Source organism: Gordonia otitidis NBRC 100426, from assembly GCF_000248075.1.
In the GTDB taxonomy this organism is placed as follows: Bacteria; Actinomycetota; Actinomycetes; order Mycobacteriales; family Mycobacteriaceae; genus Gordonia; species Gordonia otitidis.
In genome coordinates this window covers 1-17,560 of the sequence record NZ_BAFB01000150.1, presented here as the reverse complement: position 1 = coordinate 17,560, position 17,560 = coordinate 1, and the positions used below count along the sequence as shown (strand labels likewise).

Below are 17,560 nucleotides of genomic sequence, written 5' to 3'. Positions count from 1 at the left end.
TAGCCGAAGCATCTCACCGTCGAGTAGTCCCGCTCGGCTACCTGAGGATCGGCGAGCAGAAAGCCGTATACCGCCGGGACGAAGAAGGCGTGCGTGACTGCGCGCGCGACGATCTCGTCGAGGATCGCCGCCGGTATGGTTTCGCGGACGATCACCGTCTGGGCACCCACGGACATGGCGGCGAGCGCCCACGACGAGCCGCCGACATGGAACAGCGGCATAGCGACCATGTTCACGGAGTCGTCGGTGAAGCCGAACCCGGCGACGGCGGCCGCGCTGTGGGCACCGAGACTGTGGTGAGTGAGCATGGCGCCCTTGGGATGTCCCGTGGTGCCGGAGGTGTAGAGCTGCAGGAATGCTGCATCGGGATCGAACGGTACGGCCTCGAATGCGGCGTCGGCGTTGGCCAGCCATCGCTCGTACTCGTCGTCGGGTCCACCACTGACGATCACCCGCGTCACCGTCGGCAGTTCGTCGCGCAACGCGGCGATGACGTCGACGAACTCCGATCCCACGATGACGATCGACGCCTTGGCGTCATTGATGATGTAGGCGACTTCGGCAGGCGAGAGTCGGAAGTTGATGACGGCATTGGCCGCGCCCGTCAGCGAAGCCGCCAGTGTCGTCTCCAGACAGGCGATGGAGTTCTTGTCCAGGAATGCGATTCGGTCGTTCGGGCCGATTCCTGCAGCAACCTGGGCGGCCGCGCTGCGCTGGATGCGCTCGCGGAACTCGCGCCAGGTGAACTGTCGCTCGCCGTAGATCACCGCGACGTCGTCGGGCTTGCGCGCAACCCAGCGATCGACGGTCCCGATGATGGGTTGCACGCCATCGTCTCCGGTAGCGCCCGGAAGCGCGGTATCAACACCGTTGCTGATCTCGGAGTCCTGTGCGGTCATGAACGAGTGTCCTCCTCGTCTGAAGGTGTCGGCACCAGAACCGGTTTGATCGATGTGCCCGCACGCAGATCCGACAGTGCGGTCGCGATGTCGTCGAAACGGTAGGTGGTGATCAGCGTGTCGAAGGGGAACTTCCCTTCCCGCCAGAGCCCGATCAGTTCGGGTATGAATCGATGTGGATCGGCGTCGCCTTCGATGACGCCGGTCAGGGTCCGTCCCAGCAACAGATGACCTTGGTCGATGGTGATCTCGTTCTCCAGCTTCTGCAGTCCGAGCGTCGCGCACGACCCGGGCGACCGAAGCGACTCGAGCGCTTGGCGCACAACGAGTCCCGATCCGACCGCATCGACTGTGAAGTCGAGTCCGCCGGTCAGTTCCATGATCTCCCAGACGACGTCGTCGGTCGCCGTGGGATCGAACGTGTGGGTTGCGCCGAGTTTCCGGGCGACCTCCAGGCGCTCGGTGTTCGGATCGACGGCGATGATGGGATCGCACCCCGCCGCTTTTGCTGCCATGACCGCGGACAGTCCGACCGTACCGATCCCCCAGATACCGATGCTCTGGCCCTCACGTGGGCGGTGCACGTTGAGCACAGCACCTGCGCCGGTCAGCAACCCGCACCCGAGTGGTCCGAGTATCTCGATCGGAAGATCGTCGTCCACCTTCACGGCATTGCGCGCGCTGGCGACCGCGTGGGTAGCGAATGACGACTGCCCGAACCAGCTTCCGTGGACATCTTCCTCACCCGTCCGCAGGGTCGCACTGCCGTCAAGCCGGGTCCCGAAGTAGTTGAGCGCGGCGAACAACTCGCAGTACGCGGGGTGCCCTGATCGACAGCTGGCACACTCACGACAATGATCGAAGGTGAGCACAACCCTGTCGCCGACAGCGAGATCGACGACGTCGCTGCCGACGGCCTCGATCACCCCGGACCCCTCATGACCGACAACGAAAGGTGTTGGTAGCGGCACGGTCCCGTCGATCGCCGTGAGATCGGTGTGGCAGATTCCCACCCCAGCGACAGCGACGAGAACCTCGTCCGGTTCCAGATCGGTCGGCACGACCTCTTCGATGACCGGTGCGGCGTCGTAGTCGTGGAACACGGCTGCGCGCATCGGCCCGGCCTGCACGGTTGTCGACATCAGTCCCCCTCGGGCACGACGAGGTCGTACACCTTGCTCTCGATCCGGCGAGCGAGATCGACGTGGATGAACTTCTCCTCGGTGTACTCGTCGAGCGCGTGCGGCCCGAGTTCACGGCCGTTGCCGCTCTGCTTGTATCCACCGAACGGATACAGCGCATTCACCATGTGCCAGTCGTTGATCCAGACCGTGCCCGATTCGATCTGCGCCGCTACATCGAGTGCGGCGTCGATGTCCTCGCTCCACACGCCTGCCGACAGTCCGTATTCACTGTCATTGGCGATCTCGATGGCTTCGTCGACGGTGCGGTACTTGATGACGACCAGCACCGGCCCGAAGACCTCTTCCTGCGCGATGGTCATCGAATTGTCGACATCGGTGAAAATCGTGGGGCCGAACCAGTTTCCGGCGTCGAACCCTTCGCCCGTGAGGCGAGTGCCACCGTAGACCAGCGTTGCGCCCTCCTTCTTGCCCAACTCGACGTAGTGCTCGATGCGCTGACGCTGCTCGGCCGAGATGATCGGACCCATGTCGGTGTCGAAATCGTCTGGATCGCCGACGCGAATGTCTGCGGCACGCTCGACAAGCCTGGCGACGAATTCGTCGTGCAACGACTCGGGCAGCAGCAGCCGCGTACCCGACTCGCAGGCCTGCCCCTGATAGAGACAGAAGGCGAACAGCGCGGCGTCGACGGCCTGCGACATATCGGCGTCGGGCAGGATGATGTTGGCGCCCTTGCCACCTAGCTCGAGCGTGACCTTCTTGATGTTGGCTGCCGAGAGCTCGGTGATGGTGCGGCCCACCGCAGTCGAGCCGGTGAATGCGACCTTGCGGACATCCGGATGAGCCGCCAACCGCGCGCCGACCACCTCCCCGGGGCCGGTCACGACGTTGAACACACCTGCCGGGACTCCCGCATCGTGCGCAGCGCGTGCCATCTCCAGCAGCGTCAGCGGAGTCTTCTCGTCCGGCTTGAGCACGATGGTGTTACCGGCGGCGAGTGCCGGTCCGAACTTCCAGACGGCGAGCAGCATCGGGAAGTTCCACGGCACGATCCCCGCGACGACGCCGAACGGTTCGCGCCGCACGAGCCCCGCGGCGACGGTTGGGTAGCCCAGCATCGGTCCGCTTCGGCTGAACTCATACGTGGCCGCGAGATCGGCGAAGTACTGCAGGTGCGAGATGGCGTACCCGACGTGAAATGCCATGGCCTGTCTGCGCGTCACCCCGTTCTCGGCGACATGGAGATCGACGTACTCGTCCATCCGCTCGTTGAGTATCTCGACCCAGCGCGTCATGACCTTGGCACGTTCTTCGGGCGGGGTGTTTCGCCATTCACCGTCACGGTGCGCGCGCAGTGCGGCAGCGACAGCGCGATCGGCGTCGTCGGCGTTGCCATGTGCGACAGTCGCGACCAGCGCATCCGACGCCGGATTGGTGACGTCGACCGTGGTGGATGAGTCCACCCAGGCGCCGTCGATGTACATCTGATAGTGCGGAGGCGTCATCACGCGCATTCCTCTCGGCCGGGATTCTCAGGCGTTCTCGGAGTCCTTCGCGGACACCAGGTCTCGATAGATCGGGAACACGGGCTTGGCTGCCGGGATCAGCTTGAGGATCTTCGAGACGGGGCCCTTGGCCTTAACCTGCCCCTTGGCCAACCCGACGGCGACGTTGTACTCGCCTCGCCAGAACTTGTTGCCGTTGTCGGCAGACATCGACATCCGCACATCCGGAGTCAGATCACTGTCCCCTTCGATGACTTCGATGGCCGGTTCTTTCAAGACAACGGTGATCGAGGAATCGGGTGCCGAATAGTCAAGCCGCAGAACGATGTCGGCAGCCCGGAGCGTCGACCCGACGCCCTCGGTGTCGTTGGCCTGACGGAACACGCCGCCCAGATACTTGTACACCTCTGACGCGTCAGCGAAGTAGCTCATCGTTGATCCCTCTCCTAGCGATTACCGCCGTTCAGCGTGTGACGACTATCTCACTGACCGTACGTACAGTCAAGGGCCACAGCGCGACTCGACAGACCCGCTTTCTGGATATGAGAAAACCGCTCTCAGCAGGGCGTAGCGCCTCCGTCGAGGACCTCGTACACCACCGCACGGACACGGCCAGCCGGATCAATCACGGCATCGATGCCCTCGCTGGACAGCATCAGGCCTCGAAGGATCAGCAGGACGTACGTGGCGGCGACGTCGTCGTTGGACTGCGAACCGGCAGGGTTGAACCACGTCCACATCCACTGCGTACCGCCAAAGATCTGCAACGCCAGGATCGACGAGTTGCCGTCGTGAAATACTCCCGTGCTCATCCCCTCGTCGAGGATCGATTTGACGAGATCCCGGTATTCATGGCGGAGGTCGCGGGATCGTCGCATCGACGGCGCATCGTTGAAGCGCACGATTTCACGCTGGAACGCGACCGTTTCAGTTCGCCCATACGTCTGATACATCGTGAACGCCCAGACGAGACCCGCGAAACGTTCCTCGACAGCGTCGAGGCGAGCGACAATGTCCTGCGCCTCGCCGAGCCGCCTCTTCATATACCGCTCGTGGGCGTCGGCGAACAGCCGCTCCTTGGTGCCGAAGTGGTGGACGATTGTGCCCTTGCTGATGCCCAATTCGTCGGCGATCGACCCAAAATTGGTGCCGTCATATCCCGACTCCGCCACGTGGCGAATGAATGCGTCCCGAATCTCGTCACGGCTACTCGGGCGCGCGTTTGCTGTCGAGCGCCGTTTGCTCGTCGAAGCCGATTCCGTCACCACCTTATTTTGCCCTCCCCCGCCGCCACGCGGGCTGCAGCACCCGCATCCTTGCGTTCGGCACACATCTACAGCCCCCACTGGCCCGCGAGCCACTCCCGCACCCGCCGCGCGGCGCTGTCCACGGCGCGCCCAGTGTCAGTTCGAGAACCCACCACCACGACGACGCCGACGAGCAGCCCGCGCTCGAAGACCGGAACACCCCCGGCGCGGATCTCGGGATCGGCGAGTCCGTCGCTGATCGCATAGCCGCGACGTCGTATCGCGGCGATCTCACGTCGGAAACCAGCGGCGTCGGCCGGTCCGGCGTGAATCGCCAACAACCGGTCGCGCTCGCCGTCGTCGGCGAAAGCAAGGAACGCACGTCCGGCCGCTGTGCGAAGAAGCGGCCGCGGTCGGTACTCCCCGACCACCGCTTCTGCATACTCCGACACCTCGCCGACGCTCCCGAGATACACGACGTCGGAGCCGACGAGCACCGCAAGCGCCACTGGCAGACCGGTGAACTGCGCCAGCGCCGCGAGTCCATCCGAGTCGATCGGTGGAGCATCGGCACGGGCCGCGATCAACCGCAACGTCATCAACCGCGGGCCCAGACGATACCTCCGATCGGCGCGAACCAGGTAGCCACACGCCACCAGGTCGTCGAGCAGATCCGACGTCGACGACACGGGTGCGCCGACCGATCGCGCAATCGCGCTCAGAGACAACGGATTCGACGCACGTGCAACCTCTTCCAGCACTCGGTCGGCGCGCACGACGGCGCGTTGTCCACCCACGTCGACATCTTACGTATATTCGGAAGAACAGCAGCCGCGGATGTTCACCGCGAAGACTGAAGCCATGCCGATCACCTCGCCGCCCGTCTCCGACATCGTCGACGGCCTGACCGCCCTCACCGGAACCGCCGTCGGACCGGCGCGTATCACCGGAGCCGACCCGATCACCCCGTCTCCACACCGTATCGGCGACGCCTCAGCTGCGGCCATCGCTGCTTTCGGAGCTCAGATCGCAGCGCTCGGCGACAGCTCACTTGTGTCCGTGAGCGTCGCCGACGCCGTAGATCAACTCCGTGCCGCGTACCTCACGACCATCAACGGACAGCCGACACGACTGATCCCCGAGGACCCGACGGCGCTGCGCAACAACGACTTCTATCGCACCGCCGACGGTTGGACGTTCTTGATCACCACCTTTCCGCACCAACGCGACGCCGTGTGCACCGTCCTGGACTGTCCGCCGACAACGGAGCGGATCGCCCAGGCCGCTCTCACTTGGAATTCCGTTGCCCTCGAAGAGGCCGTGGTTGCGGTGGGCGGCGTTGCGGCCGCTGCAAGAACCGCGCAGCAGTGGGCCGGGTCGTCGATTGGCATCGACGTCGCACGACGACCGGTCATCGACCTGGAACGCATTGACGATGCCGAGCCCGAATCCCTCACCGCACCGCGAGAATGGCCGCCGCTGACTGGCGTTCGAGTTGTGGATATGACTCACGTGATCGCCGGCCCCGTGAGCACCGAACTGCTGGCCACGTTCGGAGCCGACGTCGTGCACGTCACCCGACCCGACCTCGTCGACCCCCACCCCATGCCGGCACTCACCGGCGGCGGAAAACGCAACGCCTACTGCGATGTGCGCGACCCGGATCAGTTGGCCGCACTCACCGACCTGATCGCCGACGCCGACGTCTTCGTGAACGCTTACCGTGGCCTGCGGCGTCACGGCCTCGATGCCGAGCACCTCGCGCAGCGACGACCGGGCATCCTCGTCGTCGAATACCACTGCTGGGGCTCCGACGGACCGTGGGGAGATCGCGGCGGATTCGATCAACTAGCCTGTTCAGCAACCGGTTTCAGCCTGGAAGAGGGGCGCGGAGGACCAACCACATTACCGCCGACACACCTGCTCAACGACTATTTGGCCGCTTACCTCGGTGCCACGGGAATCGTTGCCGCACTGCGCCGTCGACAGTCCGAGGGCGGTTCCTGGAGGGTCAGGATCAACCTCGCGCGCGTCTGCATCTGGGTGCAATCTCTCGGGCCTTCGGGCGCCGCCCCCGCCACCGACTGGGGCACGAGGTCAATCGATCTGACGACAGTCGACGGCCCGTTCGGCCATATCGACGAACCGGTCATCCCCATCATTTTCGACGGCAACCCCACGCCGCACCCACTACCGGCTCGACCGTTGGGAACGTCGCCGCTGACGTGGTGATTCAAATCCCGCTCACAGAGCCGCGGTCAGCGCGGCTCGCCATACTTCATCTGCCTCATTCGCCTTCACTGCAGCCCTAGACCCCCAGTCGCACGAGATAGCCGAGCAGAGCGCTCAGCTCGGCTTCGCTCAACGAACCGAACACCTCACGCTGGACGTCGGCGAGGTCTCGCTCGAGGTCGGTCAGCGCAGTCTTCCCGAGGCCCGTCAACGACACCAGCTTTCGCTGTCGATGCGCAGGGTCGGGGGCACGCTCGATCAGTCCGCGTGCTTCCAGCTCACGTACCGTCAGCGCGACGTCACGGCGATCGAGTTCTGCGCGTCGACCGACGTCTGCCTGACTGAGCGTCCGAGCATCGCCGACGGCTGCGAGTACCCGGAACTCGTAACCGGTGAAGCCTACCGACTGAAGACGCTCGTGAAGGATCTGATGTGAACGCGCAGCGGCTCGCGAGAGCTGCCAGGTCGGCAAAGCGATCAATCGAGAAGCTGCGGTCTCCTCACCCACTGTTGGTACCACCAATGGTCTGCTACTGGTGGTTTCACCAACAGTAACTTGGGAGGCTCTGATGCCAACGCCACAACCCCTGCCACCGATCGTTGGAACGACGGAGAACGCACTCGGCGCCTACTCGAACGAGTCTTGCAGGGCACACCCATCGGCGGACGCACCGTCTGGCTCTACCTGAACCTGCGCAGCTGACAGCAGGCATCAACGAGGCGGACCTCGAGACCACCGTCCGCGTCCTCGACACAATGCGACAGCGTGCACACGCGATGGTCATACAGGATTGACGCCGGCGACGCCCCACCCCACGTCGAGTTCGGTGGGTGTCGAATAGCCTGGAACCGCACCCGGTAGAGAGGACACGACGATGGCGCGCGTTGATCTTGCGGTTCGCCGCGCACAACTCGTCGCGGCGGCACGCGAGGTGCTTTCGCGCGATGGCGTCGCCAACACCTCATTGCGCGCGGTTGCCGCCGAGGGCGACGTACCGCTGGGCACACTGCAATACGTGTTCCCGACCCGGGAGGCCCTGTTGCGTGCGGTCATCGAAGACGTCGTCTCCGAGATCGGGGCCGTGTTCGCCGCGTCGACGCATACCGGCGACGGACTCGCACACGCCCTGAGAGAAGGTATTCGGGCCTTCTGGCAGACGCTGGTGTCCAACAGACTGGCAGACGCTGGTGTCCAACAGAAACCTGCAGATCATGCAGTACGAATTGACGATGTACGCATTGCGCGCCGAGGGCCAGGACGAGCTTGCCCGCTGGCAGTACGAGTCCTACGCCGACGTCGTCTCACAGTGGTGCGCCCAGGCTGCGGAGGCTGCCGGCGAGGTATCCGCCGTACCGCTACCCCAGTTGGCCCGGATCATGGTCGCGACCATCGACGGACTGATCATGCAGTACGTGTGCGACCCGGACCAGCGACGCGCAGAGCACGACCTGGACCTCATGATCGAGATGCTCGTCGGCCTCGCCGCACCACGGCCGGCATCGGCGACGGCCTGACCCGGCCCACGTAGGCCTCATTCCACCAGTTTCGCCGTATACGTTGCGGGCCGGCGCAACCTGCCTTAACCTCATTTTCAGTCATACGTATGACTGAAAAGCAGCCCCTGGGCCCGACTTCATCGAGGTGGCCATCACGATGGCAGAACCACACACATCCACATCCCGACCCGACGCCCTCGCATTCCTCGCACATGCGCAGCGCATCACCAACGAGGGCCGCGTCGACGAACTACTGGCGATGTTCGGCGACGATGCGAGCGCCGAATGGGTCATGGACGGAGCCGCGCGGACACCTACCGCGGCATCGACGACATCCGCACGGCCGCCACTGAGTTGTTCGCGGTCTGCCACCAACTCGGTCTGCATGTCACGAAATCCCTGGAATGCGAGGGGAAGGACACGCTGGTCCTTAGTTGGACAGGCGGAATTCGTGGTCGTACAAACCAATTCGGTACCGAGATCTGGACGTTTCGCGACGGACTGATCGTCCGACATCAGATGTACAGCTACCTCGACGTGCGGCCGAGTTCGTCACCGGTTGCCGCTCTTCGACTGACCGCGGTGTCGCCGAGAGTCGTCGGTGCTCTCGTACGTCATCGCCTCGCGCGACACTGAATGACGCCTCACACCACCACTTCTCGACCCTCACGAACAACAAAGGACACACCATGAATCACGTCGACGTCGTCATCGTAGGCGCAGGACTCGCCGGGCTCTCCGCCGCGCGCAGACTGAGTCAAGCAGGAAAGACGGTCGCGGTGCTCGAAGCTCGCGACAGAGTAGGCGGCCGCAACCACGGCCTGACCTTCAGCAACGGGGTACCTATCGAAATGGGCGGGCAGTGGGTCGGCCCCACCCAGGACGCCGTGCTCGCGCTGATCGACGAACTCGGACTCAAAACGTACCCGTCGTATGACACCGGCCAGGCCATCACCTACTACGACGGCACGGTACACAGGTACTCCGACGAGACGTTCGGACTCGCAGACGACGACCTCCTCGAGGTCGGAAGAATCTGGGCGACAATGAGTTCGCTCGCCGAGACCGTCGACCTCCCCACGCCATGGACCACCACGGGTGCCGCCGACCTCGACCGGCAGACCTTCGATCAGTGGCTCGTCAGCGAGACCACCAACGACGTGGCCCGTCGCTTCTTCAGGCTCGTCGTTCCCGCACTGTTCTCGGCCGAATCACATGAACTGTCGCTACTGCACTTCCTCTTCTACCTGAAGTCAGGTACCAGCCTCGAAGTCCTGCTGTCGACAACGGGCGGGGCGCAGCAGACCCGCGTCGTCGGTGGGACGCACCAGATCTCCGAGCGACTCGCTGCCGAACTCGGCGACGCCGTACACCTCAACACGGTGGTCACGAACATCACTCAGACCCCCGACGGGGCCATCGTCGCCTACGACGGGGGTGGACTCTCCGCAGACCACGTCGTCGTGGCCATCCCGCAAACCCTCTCAGGCCGTCTACGGTACTCACCACCCCTACCTGCCGATCGAGACGCTCTGACACAGCAGTTTCCGGCCGGATCGGTCATCAAGGTCAACATCGCCTACCCGACACCGTTCTGGCGGGAAGACGGGCTCAACGGTCTCGTGATGAGCCTCGATGACTCGTTCAACGTCGTACTCGACAACTCGCCACACGACGATTCGTGTGGAGTGCTGGTCGGATTCCTCGAGGGCAGACATGCGCGCGCCGCCGCGCGCCTGACCGCGAAAGAACGTCGCGACCTGATTCTCGGCGACCTCACAAAGTACTTTGGTGAGCAAGCCGCCAATCCCCTGGAGATCCTTGAACTGAATTGGAATGCAGAGGAATTCACCAGAGGTTGCTACGGCGGCCGACTCGGTGCGGGGGTATGGACCAACTACGGTGAGGCAGTTGCCGCGCCGGTGGGTCGCATTCACTGGGCGGGCGCCGAGACCTCCGACGTCTGGAACGGATACATGGACGGCGCCGTGCGTTCCGGCCACCGTGTGGCAGGCGAGATCCTCGGTGGCGACAGATGACCGCCGACGTGACAGCGGGTTCCGTGCACCCACCCCTCCCGACGAGCACACAGGTCGTCGTGGTCGGTGCGGGTTTCGCCGGGTTGACCGCGGCATGTCAGCTCGTGCAGCAGGGGCTCGACGTCGTCGTTCTCGAGGCAGCCGATCGTGTCGGCGGTCGCGTCATGGTAGAGACCAGCGCACTCGGCTCGGCGGTCGACGTCGGAGGCCAATGGATCGGCAAGGGACACCATCGATTCGAGTCCCTTGCCTCTCAACTCGGCGCTACCCGATACAAGATGCGCAGTCCGAAGCGACCATTGATAGTCGACGACGACGGCGAGCTCGCACAGCTGTCCTCCGCCATGCTCGCGGCCAATGCTGCGCTGATCGTGCTCGAACTCGCGTCGCATCTGCCGACGCCTGACAGCCGATACACGACGACCGTCCAGCAATGGCTCGCCCGCATCCCGTCGGCTCGCGCACGGCGCATGCTCGACGTCGTCCTCGAGGTGACCTGCTGTACCGACTCCACCGAACTCTCGGTTGCGGGGCTACTGAAGCTCATTCGCTATCAGGGCGGGTTGGCGACAATGATGAAATCATCCGGCGGGGCACAGGATTCGTTGCTCGTCGAGGGAGCAGGCGCGCTCGCGAACCGAATGGGCAAGAAGCTCGCCGACAGGGTCGTTCTCGGCTCGGCTGTCACAGCGGTTGCGCACGGGACCGAAGGATTGACTGTCACCACAAGTACAGGGTCGGTGATCGCCGAACGCGTCATCGTCACCGTGCCGCCGCCGTCCGCGTCACACATCGATTTCGGCCAACTCCTCCCGGAGCGTCGAACTCGTGTGCACCACAACACCTTTATGGGTGAGGTCTACAAGGCGGTCGCCGTGTACGAGACCCCATTCTGGCGCGATCACGCCGACGCCGAGATCATTTTGCTCGGCGAAACCGGATTCGCCGTGTTCGATTCCTCACCTCCGGACGGCCCCGGCCATCTGACGATCCTGATAGGCGGGCCTGACGCACGACGCGTCGAGCTGCTCGGTCGCACCGAACGACGAGATCTCCTCCTCGGTACCCTCGCATCACACCTCGGCGACGACATAAGGCGCCCTGCGAGCTGGCACGAGAAGTTCTGGCGCCACGCCCCGTTCGTCGGCGGCGGCTACGCATCGCTCCCGACGCTGGGCACATCGGACGGGTTCTATCCGGTGGCCCACGAACCAGTCGGTGGCATCCATTGGGCAGGTACGGAGACCGCGACCGAGCACGCCGGATACATCGAGGGCGCGATCGAGTCCGGAGAGCGTGCCGCGCTCGAGGTTGCCGCCGCGCTGACCGATCCGGAGCAGCGTGCTCGATTCCCTGGAGCCCGGTGACGCGCAAGAACCCTCTGTGATCGTCTTCCGGCTCGATGTGTGCCGCGTGGTGTGCGCCCGACTCCAGTATCTTGCGAAGGCGCCCACTGCCGTATCCGTGAGTCACATATCGACTCCTGGGTACGGCGCTTCCGGGCAGTCCGGACACCGCGTGAGTGTTCCCGGCCACCCCGCCTTCCCCAGTGCGCGCGCGATCTTGGCCGCTGTCGCACACGGCCGGTCGTAGACCTGGCCCCACCCCAGGCGCACCGTCTTCTGATCGGCATCCACCGCTGCGTCGAGATCACGCTCGAGGTCGCGGTCGCGAGCCTGCGGTCCATCGTGCCCCAGGCGCCCGTCCAGTTCGACGACGAGCCCGAAGTCCTCGTACTCGACATCGCGAAACCCTTTTCGCCCCACAGCGGTCGGCGCCTGCCGCACGGGTGCCGGAAGCCCGTGCGCACGTTCGATCTTCGTCAGGTAACCGTGCTCGAGAACCGAGCACGTACCGTCGCGTACGTCGCACAGGACGCCAACGACATACTCGCGCGACGGCATCCGTGGGCGCCTCTGCAGAGCACCAAGCAGCCTGTCGGCAGTGGTTCTACGCGCTGAGACGACGTCGGCGAGGCAGGCGATCAGGCTCGTCGTCGACGACGCGTCGGCCGCGACGTCCAGCACTGCCTCCTCCAGTCGCACCCGCGGAGGCCGCAGGTGCCAGGCAACTCGCTCGTCGAGACGGGTTCCGTAGTGGACGACGACGCCGGGACGTCGGCGCACCCGGCGTTTCCGATCGACGACGATGTGGATGGGTTCTGTACCGATCGCATCGCCGACCGCGATCGCCGAGCGGTGACTCAGCGCCGCAGGATAGGCGTCGAGAACTGCGACCCACGCGCGCTCTGAAGCGGTCAGGGGTCCGGTGTGGTTGACGTAGATGCCGGCCGACACCGCTGCCCACTCCCTGCGGCGCACCTTGCGTCGAATGTACGGCGCCGAGAATCCCGCCTCGATGACCCGGCGACGCGCGATCACGCCGTCCTGTTCCTCGAGTACTGCATCGATTAGTTCTGGGTCAGTACGTTCCGGGTCGATACGTTCTGGCGATGGCCGTGGTGTCGGCAGGGCGGTCATGGACAGCAGTGTGGGCTCCCGGAGCCTCTGTACGACGCCGCGCTCCGTAATCTGTGGACACACTCGGACCGGTTCACAAGTAGTGCCGTACCCAGGTGCCACCATCTGGCACCTGGATACGGCACTACTGAGGCACGACGAAACCTAGTGCGCTTCCTCAGTGCTCCGCGAATTCGTCAGCGCCAGCGCGCCCCCGCCTGCGACGAGTCCGGCGACCACGGCCAGCACCGCGTAGGCGATGCGTTCTCCGTGATAGAAGGTCTCGGTGAAGTCGCCGGTCCACACGCCCGAGGGCAACTGGGTGGCGACCAGTGCGGCGAGAAAGGTCCCGATGACGGCGGTGCCGATGCTCGTGCCGAGTTCCTGGGCGGTGTCGTTGAGCGCGGTGCCCATCGACGTCCGGTTCTCCGGCACCGAATCGACGAGCGCGACGGCGCAGATCGTCATGACCGTCCGTAGCCCGATGGTCATCACGACCATCGAGATCGCGATGGCGAGGTAGCCGTGTTCGACGCCCCACGCCATACCGACCAGTGAACCCGCGAGTGCCATCGCGCCGATGAAGCAGGCGATCCGGTGACCGAAGCGCGCGGCGAGCCGTTCGGAGAGCGGGGAAGCCAGCAGCATCGTGGCAATCATCGGCAGGTTGGCCAATCCTGCCTTCATCGGACTCCACCCGTAGGCGTATTGGAAGTGCAGGATGAGGCCGAACATGACGGCTGCCATCGCGATCGACGTCCCGATCTGTGCGACGGCGGCCCCGCTGACCGTGCCCCGCCCGAACAGGTGGAGATCGAGCATCGGAGAGGCTGCACGCCGCTCGTAGACGACGAATCCGACCGCTGCGACAACGGCACCGACGATCGCCGCGACGGTCAGCGCCGAACCCCACCCGCGATCGACGCCACTCGTCAGCGACCAGCAGCCGAGTCCGATCGCGGCGATGCTGAGCAGCGCTCCGGGAAGATCGAGCTTGTCGTCGGTCAGGTCCTCACGCCGGTCCGACGCGACGCCGAACCAGATGCCGATACCTGCGATCAGTGCGATCGGCGCGTTGACGACGAGCAGCCACTCCCAGCGAAGGTGGGCGAGTGCGGTGCCGCCGAGGATAGGGCCGAGCACGAACCCGGCCATGCCGACGACGATCATCACGGTCATCGCTCGCATGCGCAGTGTCTTGTCGTCGAAGAGCCGGAAGACCAGCGAGTTGGTGATCGGCGCCATCATCGCGGCTGCCACCCCGAGCGCCACACGGAGTCCGATGAGCTCGCCGGTACTGGTCACGAACACCACGAGCAGACTCAACAGCCCGAAGGCGGCGAGACCGACCATGAGCACGCGTCTGCGACCGAATCTGTCGGCGATCGATCCCGCGGTCAGCAGCAGCCCGCCGAACGTGAGCGAATAGGCGCCGGTGATCCACTGCAGCGCAGTGGTGCTGCTGCCCAGATCACGGCTGATCGTGGGCAAAGCGATCGAGAGCAGAGTGTTGTCGACCATCTCGACGAAGAAGGCCAGGCTGAGTGCGGCCAGGGGAATGGCGGCCGCAGCCAGCGAGGTGTATGTGCGCGACGAACCGTGTGTCGCAGCATCAGTGGTGGTGGCCATGGTGGCACCTCCTATCGGTAGTCAGGATTTGTTGACACTGACGCTATGGAGGTCCGCTTACACGACGCTGCCGTCGCCTGTCGTGGGGCTGTCGCCGACTTCCCGGCACGACGAGCGACAAAAATTCGTGGCACTTCACCAGCGCAGATGAGGGTGGGGGGTTCTCCGGCGTTGCTCCGGGACCAGCACACTTGGTATTTTCGTAATTACGTACTTACGAACTCGAAGAGATCTAGATGCGCTTCGTTTCCTAGCTCGCCATCGCGTTCGCCGTGATCACGGGAGTCACGATTCCTGCGGAAGCACCTGCCACACCTCCTGTCTCATCCGCGCCCTGCGCCGCTCCGCGCGCACCCGCCACCTCGTCCGTACCCGGCTGGATCGGCTACCTCGCCGCACACCGCAACGACTACGCACTGCGCGTCACGCCGGTCGACGCCCCGCCGATCTTCCACAACTCCGGCGAGGTCTTCCCCGCCGCGTCTTCGGTCAAGCTCATCCACCTCGCGGCCTATGCGCAGGCCGTCGCCGACGGCCGCCTCGACCCCGAGGCGCGCGTCAGCGTCGACGAGTGGCAGCGCTGGTACCTCGCAATCGACGGTGGCGCTCACGCCCGCGCACTCGCCTATCTCGAGATTCCCGCCGTCGACGGTGTACCGATCGATGGCACACGCACGGTCACCTACCGACAACTCGTGGACGTCATGATCCGGTTCTCCGATTCCGCAGCGCCGGACCTGATACGCAACACGCTAGGAGACAACTCTTTACGCGCTGTGATGGATCGATTCGGATTCTCGAACGGCGTCCCGAGCCTGCTCGGCGCCTACCTCGCCACCCTCGACCCGACGTTGCGCACCACCGACGATGCATTCCGCGCCGCGCGGCGCTATCACGATGATCCCGGATATGCCCTCGCGATACGCGCCCGCGTGGCGGCCGGCGACCCGGACGCGACGCGGGCGAATGCACTCTTGCAGGCCACGCCGAATGCTCTCCACTCCCTGATGACGGCCCTGGCCGATGGTTCATTCGGGCCGCGCGCCCGCCTCGCACGGCACGTGCTCGAATACCAGGGGCCGTCCTCCGACGGTTCGACCCTCGGGTTCAAGGGCGGAAGCCTCCCAGGAGTGATCACCGAGGTCTTCGAATACCGCACCGCCGACGGACGGATCGGCGTCGGCACCCTGATGGTGCGTGGCCTCTCCGAGGCCGACACCAAAGCCGACAACTTCGCACACCAGAAGCTGCTGCTGGCGGCCATCACCGATCCGTCGGTCGCCCACGCGCTACGGTGCATTGCGTGACCAGTCAGTCGTCGGACGATCTCGAGGCACGCATCGCGCGGCTGGAGGCTGCGGTCTTCGCCTCGGGGCGACCCGACGACCACGCCGATTCCTCCGACGACGACGGCGCCGGACGCACGACGTCGGGGATACTCGAGTATTCGGGAGCCGTGGACTTCACCGGCCCGGTGACCTGGAACATCACCTACTCCGCGGACGCCGCCGTCGACCTTGCACCAGAAGCACTTTCATCGACGTTCGCCGCACTCGGCCACCCGGCACGCATCGAGATCGTCCGTCTGCTGATCCGCGGGAACGCCTCGGTCACCGACCTCCAGGAGGCAGGCGACTTCGGTACGACCGGCCAGCTCTACCACCACCTGAAGATCCTCACGACGGCGTCGATCGTCACCAAGGTCGGACGTAACGACTACGGCATCGCCCCGACCCACCTCGTACCCGTGCTCGTCAGCATGCTCGCCGCGGGCGACATCTCCGGACTGCTGTGACCTACGCTGAGATACGACGCCCCTCGACGACCAGGAGAGCCCGATGACGCGCACCCTGCCCGATGAGTTCACTGCCGTGATGGCCCGCGAGGGCGACGACGGCATCACGCTCGCCGGCGAACAGCTCGCTGCAGCCGATCTCCCCGACGGCGAGGTCACCATCGCCGTCGAGTACTCGGGTGTCAACTACAAGGACGCGTTGGCCGTGACACCACGCGGGGGCGTGGTCCGCGACTACCCCATCGTCCCCGGCATCGACCTCGCGGGCGAGGTGATCGCATCGTCGACGCTCGACTTCGAACCCGGCGATCACGTTGTGGCACACGGTGGTCCGATCGGCACTGGCCAACACGGCGGATATGCCGCCTACGCCCGTGTCCCCGCAGGACAGGTGGTCAAACTCGACACTCTCTCCACCCGTGAGGCCGCCGCGATCGGCACCGCCGGGTTTACGGCGGCGATGAGCGTCGTCGCCCTTCTCGACCGAGGTCTGACACCCGACGACGGGCCCGTGGTGGTCACCGGCGCGAGTGGCGGGGTGGGCAGCGTCAGCGTCGACCTCCTCAGCAGCCTCGGCTTCTCCGTTACCGCATCGAGCGGAAAGTCCGGCGCCGCAGAGCTATTGACCGAGCTCGGTGCAGCCGAGGTCGTCGGTCGACTCGTCGACGCCGACACCAGAATTCGTCCCCTTGGAAAGTCCCAGTGGGCCGGTGCCGTGGACTGTGTCGGGGGTAAGACACTCGCGTACGTTCTGTCGACGATGAACCACAGCGGCACCGTCGCCGCGAGCGGGCTGACCGGTGGCGCCGACCTGCCCACCACGGTCATGCCGTTCATCCTGCGCGGCGCGGCACTGCTCGGTATCGACTCGGTGCTGATCGGCCCTGAACTCCGGCGCTCGATCTGGGCGCGGCTCGAGACCGACCTGCACCCTGCACACCTCGACAGCCTGATCACCGAGATCGGCCTCGACGATCTGCCATCGACACTCGAAGCCATTGGTGCAGGCGGGATCACGGGCCGCACCGTGGTCCGCATCGACGGTTAGTCCGAGTCGCGCAGCATCCTCAGATCGGGTCGAGGACCGTCGTCGGCATGTCTGACCACCCACCA

At 65.0% G+C, this 17,560-nt stretch carries 16 protein-coding genes and 1 pseudogene; 8 read left to right on the top strand and 9 right to left on the bottom strand.

Annotated elements, in window-relative coordinates; all coding sequences use genetic code 11:
- The 6 genes from GOOTI_RS15060 to GOOTI_RS15035 form a co-directional block, all read right to left on the bottom strand.
- The coding region (locus GOOTI_RS15060) for an AMP-binding protein (protein WP_007239469.1) at nucleotides 1–899 on the bottom strand (899 nt) is incomplete at its 3' end.
- Nucleotides 896–2,041 (bottom strand): NAD(P)-dependent alcohol dehydrogenase, encoded by a 1,146-nt coding sequence (locus tag GOOTI_RS15055; protein ID WP_007239468.1) that lies wholly within the window; start codon nucleotides 2,039–2,041, stop codon nucleotides 896–898. The genes GOOTI_RS15060 and GOOTI_RS15055, both read right to left, overlap by 4 nt.
- Nucleotides 2,041–3,549 carry an aldehyde dehydrogenase family protein gene (locus tag GOOTI_RS15050; RefSeq protein WP_007239467.1) on the bottom strand — a complete coding sequence of 503 codons (1,509 nt, stop codon included), beginning with the start codon at nucleotides 3,547–3,549 and terminating at the stop codon, nucleotides 2,041–2,043. The genes GOOTI_RS15055 and GOOTI_RS15050 overlap by 1 nt, the downstream gene beginning before the upstream one ends.
- Nucleotides 3,550–3,576: 27 nt before the next feature.
- The gene (locus GOOTI_RS15045; protein ID WP_007239466.1) at nucleotides 3,577–3,981 is read right to left on the bottom strand and encodes an SCP2 sterol-binding domain-containing protein; all 405 of its coding nucleotides are present in this window, start codon (nucleotides 3,979–3,981) and stop codon (nucleotides 3,577–3,579) included.
- 125 nt (nucleotides 3,982–4,106) lie between these two features.
- On the bottom strand, nucleotides 4,107–4,814 hold the full coding sequence (locus tag GOOTI_RS15040; RefSeq protein ID WP_007239465.1) for a TetR/AcrR family transcriptional regulator: 708 nt from the start codon (nucleotides 4,812–4,814) through the stop codon (nucleotides 4,107–4,109).
- Between the two features lie 68 nt (nucleotides 4,815–4,882).
- Entirely contained in the window at nucleotides 4,883–5,593 is a 711-nt protein-coding gene (locus GOOTI_RS15035; RefSeq protein WP_007239464.1) for an IclR family transcriptional regulator, read from the bottom strand.
- Nucleotides 5,594–5,657: 64 nt separating this feature from the next.
- Here GOOTI_RS15035 and GOOTI_RS15030 point away from each other — a divergent pair, with 64 nt between their 5' ends.
- Nucleotides 5,658–7,028 carry a CoA transferase gene (locus GOOTI_RS15030; protein ID WP_169315817.1) on the top strand — a complete coding sequence of 457 codons (1,371 nt, stop codon included), beginning with the start codon at nucleotides 5,658–5,660 and terminating at the stop codon, nucleotides 7,026–7,028.
- A 76-nt stretch (nucleotides 7,029–7,104) separates the two neighbouring features.
- Here GOOTI_RS15030 and GOOTI_RS15025 read toward each other — a convergent pair whose 3' ends face one another.
- A complete protein-coding gene (locus GOOTI_RS15025) occupies nucleotides 7,105–7,536 on the bottom strand; it encodes a MarR family winged helix-turn-helix transcriptional regulator (protein WP_007239462.1) in 432 nt (143 codons plus the stop codon).
- A 367-nt stretch (nucleotides 7,537–7,903) separates the two neighbouring features.
- Between GOOTI_RS15025 and GOOTI_RS15020 the strand changes: the two are divergent.
- The 4 genes and pseudogenes from GOOTI_RS15020 (at nucleotide 7,904) to GOOTI_RS15005 (ending at nucleotide 11,931) form a co-directional block, all read left to right on the top strand.
- Nucleotides 7,904–8,543: pseudogene (locus GOOTI_RS15020) on the top strand (TetR/AcrR family transcriptional regulator).
- A 267-nt stretch (nucleotides 8,544–8,810) separates the two neighbouring features.
- Nucleotides 8,811–9,161, top strand: coding sequence for a nuclear transport factor 2-like protein (locus GOOTI_RS15015; protein ID WP_007239460.1), 351 nt, complete (start codon nucleotides 8,811–8,813; stop codon nucleotides 9,159–9,161).
- Between the two features lie 53 nt (nucleotides 9,162–9,214).
- Nucleotides 9,215–10,564, top strand: coding sequence for a flavin monoamine oxidase family protein (locus tag GOOTI_RS15010; protein WP_007239459.1), 1,350 nt, complete (start codon nucleotides 9,215–9,217; stop codon nucleotides 10,562–10,564).
- On the top strand, nucleotides 10,561–11,931 hold the full coding sequence (locus GOOTI_RS15005) for a flavin monoamine oxidase family protein (protein ID WP_007239458.1): 1,371 nt from the start codon (nucleotides 10,561–10,563) through the stop codon (nucleotides 11,929–11,931). Before GOOTI_RS15010 ends, GOOTI_RS15005 begins: the two co-directional genes overlap by 4 nt.
- Nucleotides 11,932–12,033: 102 nt before the next feature.
- On the opposite strand, the gene GOOTI_RS15000 is transcribed toward GOOTI_RS15005, so the two are convergent.
- Together GOOTI_RS15000 and GOOTI_RS14995 are read right to left on the bottom strand one after the other, a co-directional pair.
- Nucleotides 12,034–13,149, bottom strand: coding sequence for a putative endonuclease domain-containing protein (locus tag GOOTI_RS15000; protein WP_007239457.1), 1,116 nt, complete (start codon nucleotides 13,147–13,149; stop codon nucleotides 12,034–12,036).
- A 39-nt stretch (nucleotides 13,150–13,188) separates the two neighbouring features.
- Nucleotides 13,189–14,652 (bottom strand): MFS transporter, encoded by a 1,464-nt coding sequence (locus tag GOOTI_RS14995; RefSeq protein WP_007239456.1) that lies wholly within the window; start codon nucleotides 14,650–14,652, stop codon nucleotides 13,189–13,191.
- A gap of 272 nt (nucleotides 14,653–14,924) precedes the next feature.
- On the opposite strand from GOOTI_RS14995, the gene GOOTI_RS14990 reads away from it, so the two are divergent.
- Genes GOOTI_RS14990 through GOOTI_RS14980 form a run of 3 tightly spaced genes read left to right on the top strand, consistent with a single transcriptional unit; the run spans nucleotide 14,925 to nucleotide 17,495 of the window.
- The gene (locus tag GOOTI_RS14990) at nucleotides 14,925–15,959 is read left to right on the top strand and encodes a serine hydrolase (protein WP_007239455.1); all 1,035 of its coding nucleotides are present in this window, start codon (nucleotides 14,925–14,927) and stop codon (nucleotides 15,957–15,959) included.
- Entirely contained in the window at nucleotides 15,956–16,447 is a 492-nt protein-coding gene (locus GOOTI_RS14985; protein WP_007239454.1) for an ArsR/SmtB family transcription factor, read from the top strand. The genes GOOTI_RS14990 and GOOTI_RS14985 overlap by 4 nt, the downstream gene beginning before the upstream one ends.
- A gap of 43 nt (nucleotides 16,448–16,490) precedes the next feature.
- A complete protein-coding gene (locus GOOTI_RS14980) occupies nucleotides 16,491–17,495 on the top strand; it encodes an acrylyl-CoA reductase family protein (RefSeq protein WP_007239453.1) in 1,005 nt (334 codons plus the stop codon).
- Nucleotides 17,496–17,560: the final 65 nt, after the last annotated feature.

Excerpts from the sequence above, each read along its gene's own strand:
- GOOTI_RS15055 (WP_007239468.1), bottom strand. The coding sequence starts at position 2,041 with ATGTCGACAACCGTGCAGGCCGGGCCGATGCGCGCAGCCGTGTTCCAC.
- GOOTI_RS15010 (WP_007239459.1), top strand. The coding sequence starts at position 9,215 with ATGAATCACGTCGACGTCGTCATCGTAGGCGCAGGACTCGCCGGGCTC.
- GOOTI_RS14980 (WP_007239453.1), top strand. The coding sequence starts at position 16,491 with ATGACGCGCACCCTGCCCGATGAGTTCACTGCCGTGATGGCCCGCGAG.
- GOOTI_RS14995 (WP_007239456.1), bottom strand. The coding sequence starts at position 14,652 with ATGGCCACCACCACTGATGCTGCGACACACGGTTCGTCGCGCACATAC.
- GOOTI_RS15005 (WP_007239458.1), top strand. The coding sequence starts at position 10,561 with ATGACCGCCGACGTGACAGCGGGTTCCGTGCACCCACCCCTCCCGACG.
- GOOTI_RS15000 (WP_007239457.1), bottom strand. The coding sequence starts at position 13,149 with ATGGTGGCACCTGGGTACGGCACTACTTGTGAACCGGTCCGAGTGTGT.
- GOOTI_RS15050 (WP_007239467.1), bottom strand. The coding sequence starts at position 3,549 with ATGACGCCTCCGCACTATCAGATGTACATCGACGGCGCCTGGGTGGAC.
- GOOTI_RS15030 (WP_169315817.1), top strand. The coding sequence starts at position 5,658 with ATGCCGATCACCTCGCCGCCCGTCTCCGACATCGTCGACGGCCTGACC.
- GOOTI_RS15045 (WP_007239466.1), bottom strand. The coding sequence starts at position 3,981 with ATGAGCTACTTCGCTGACGCGTCAGAGGTGTACAAGTATCTGGGCGGC.
- GOOTI_RS15015 (WP_007239460.1), top strand. The coding sequence starts at position 8,811 with ATGGGTCATGGACGGAGCCGCGCGGACACCTACCGCGGCATCGACGAC.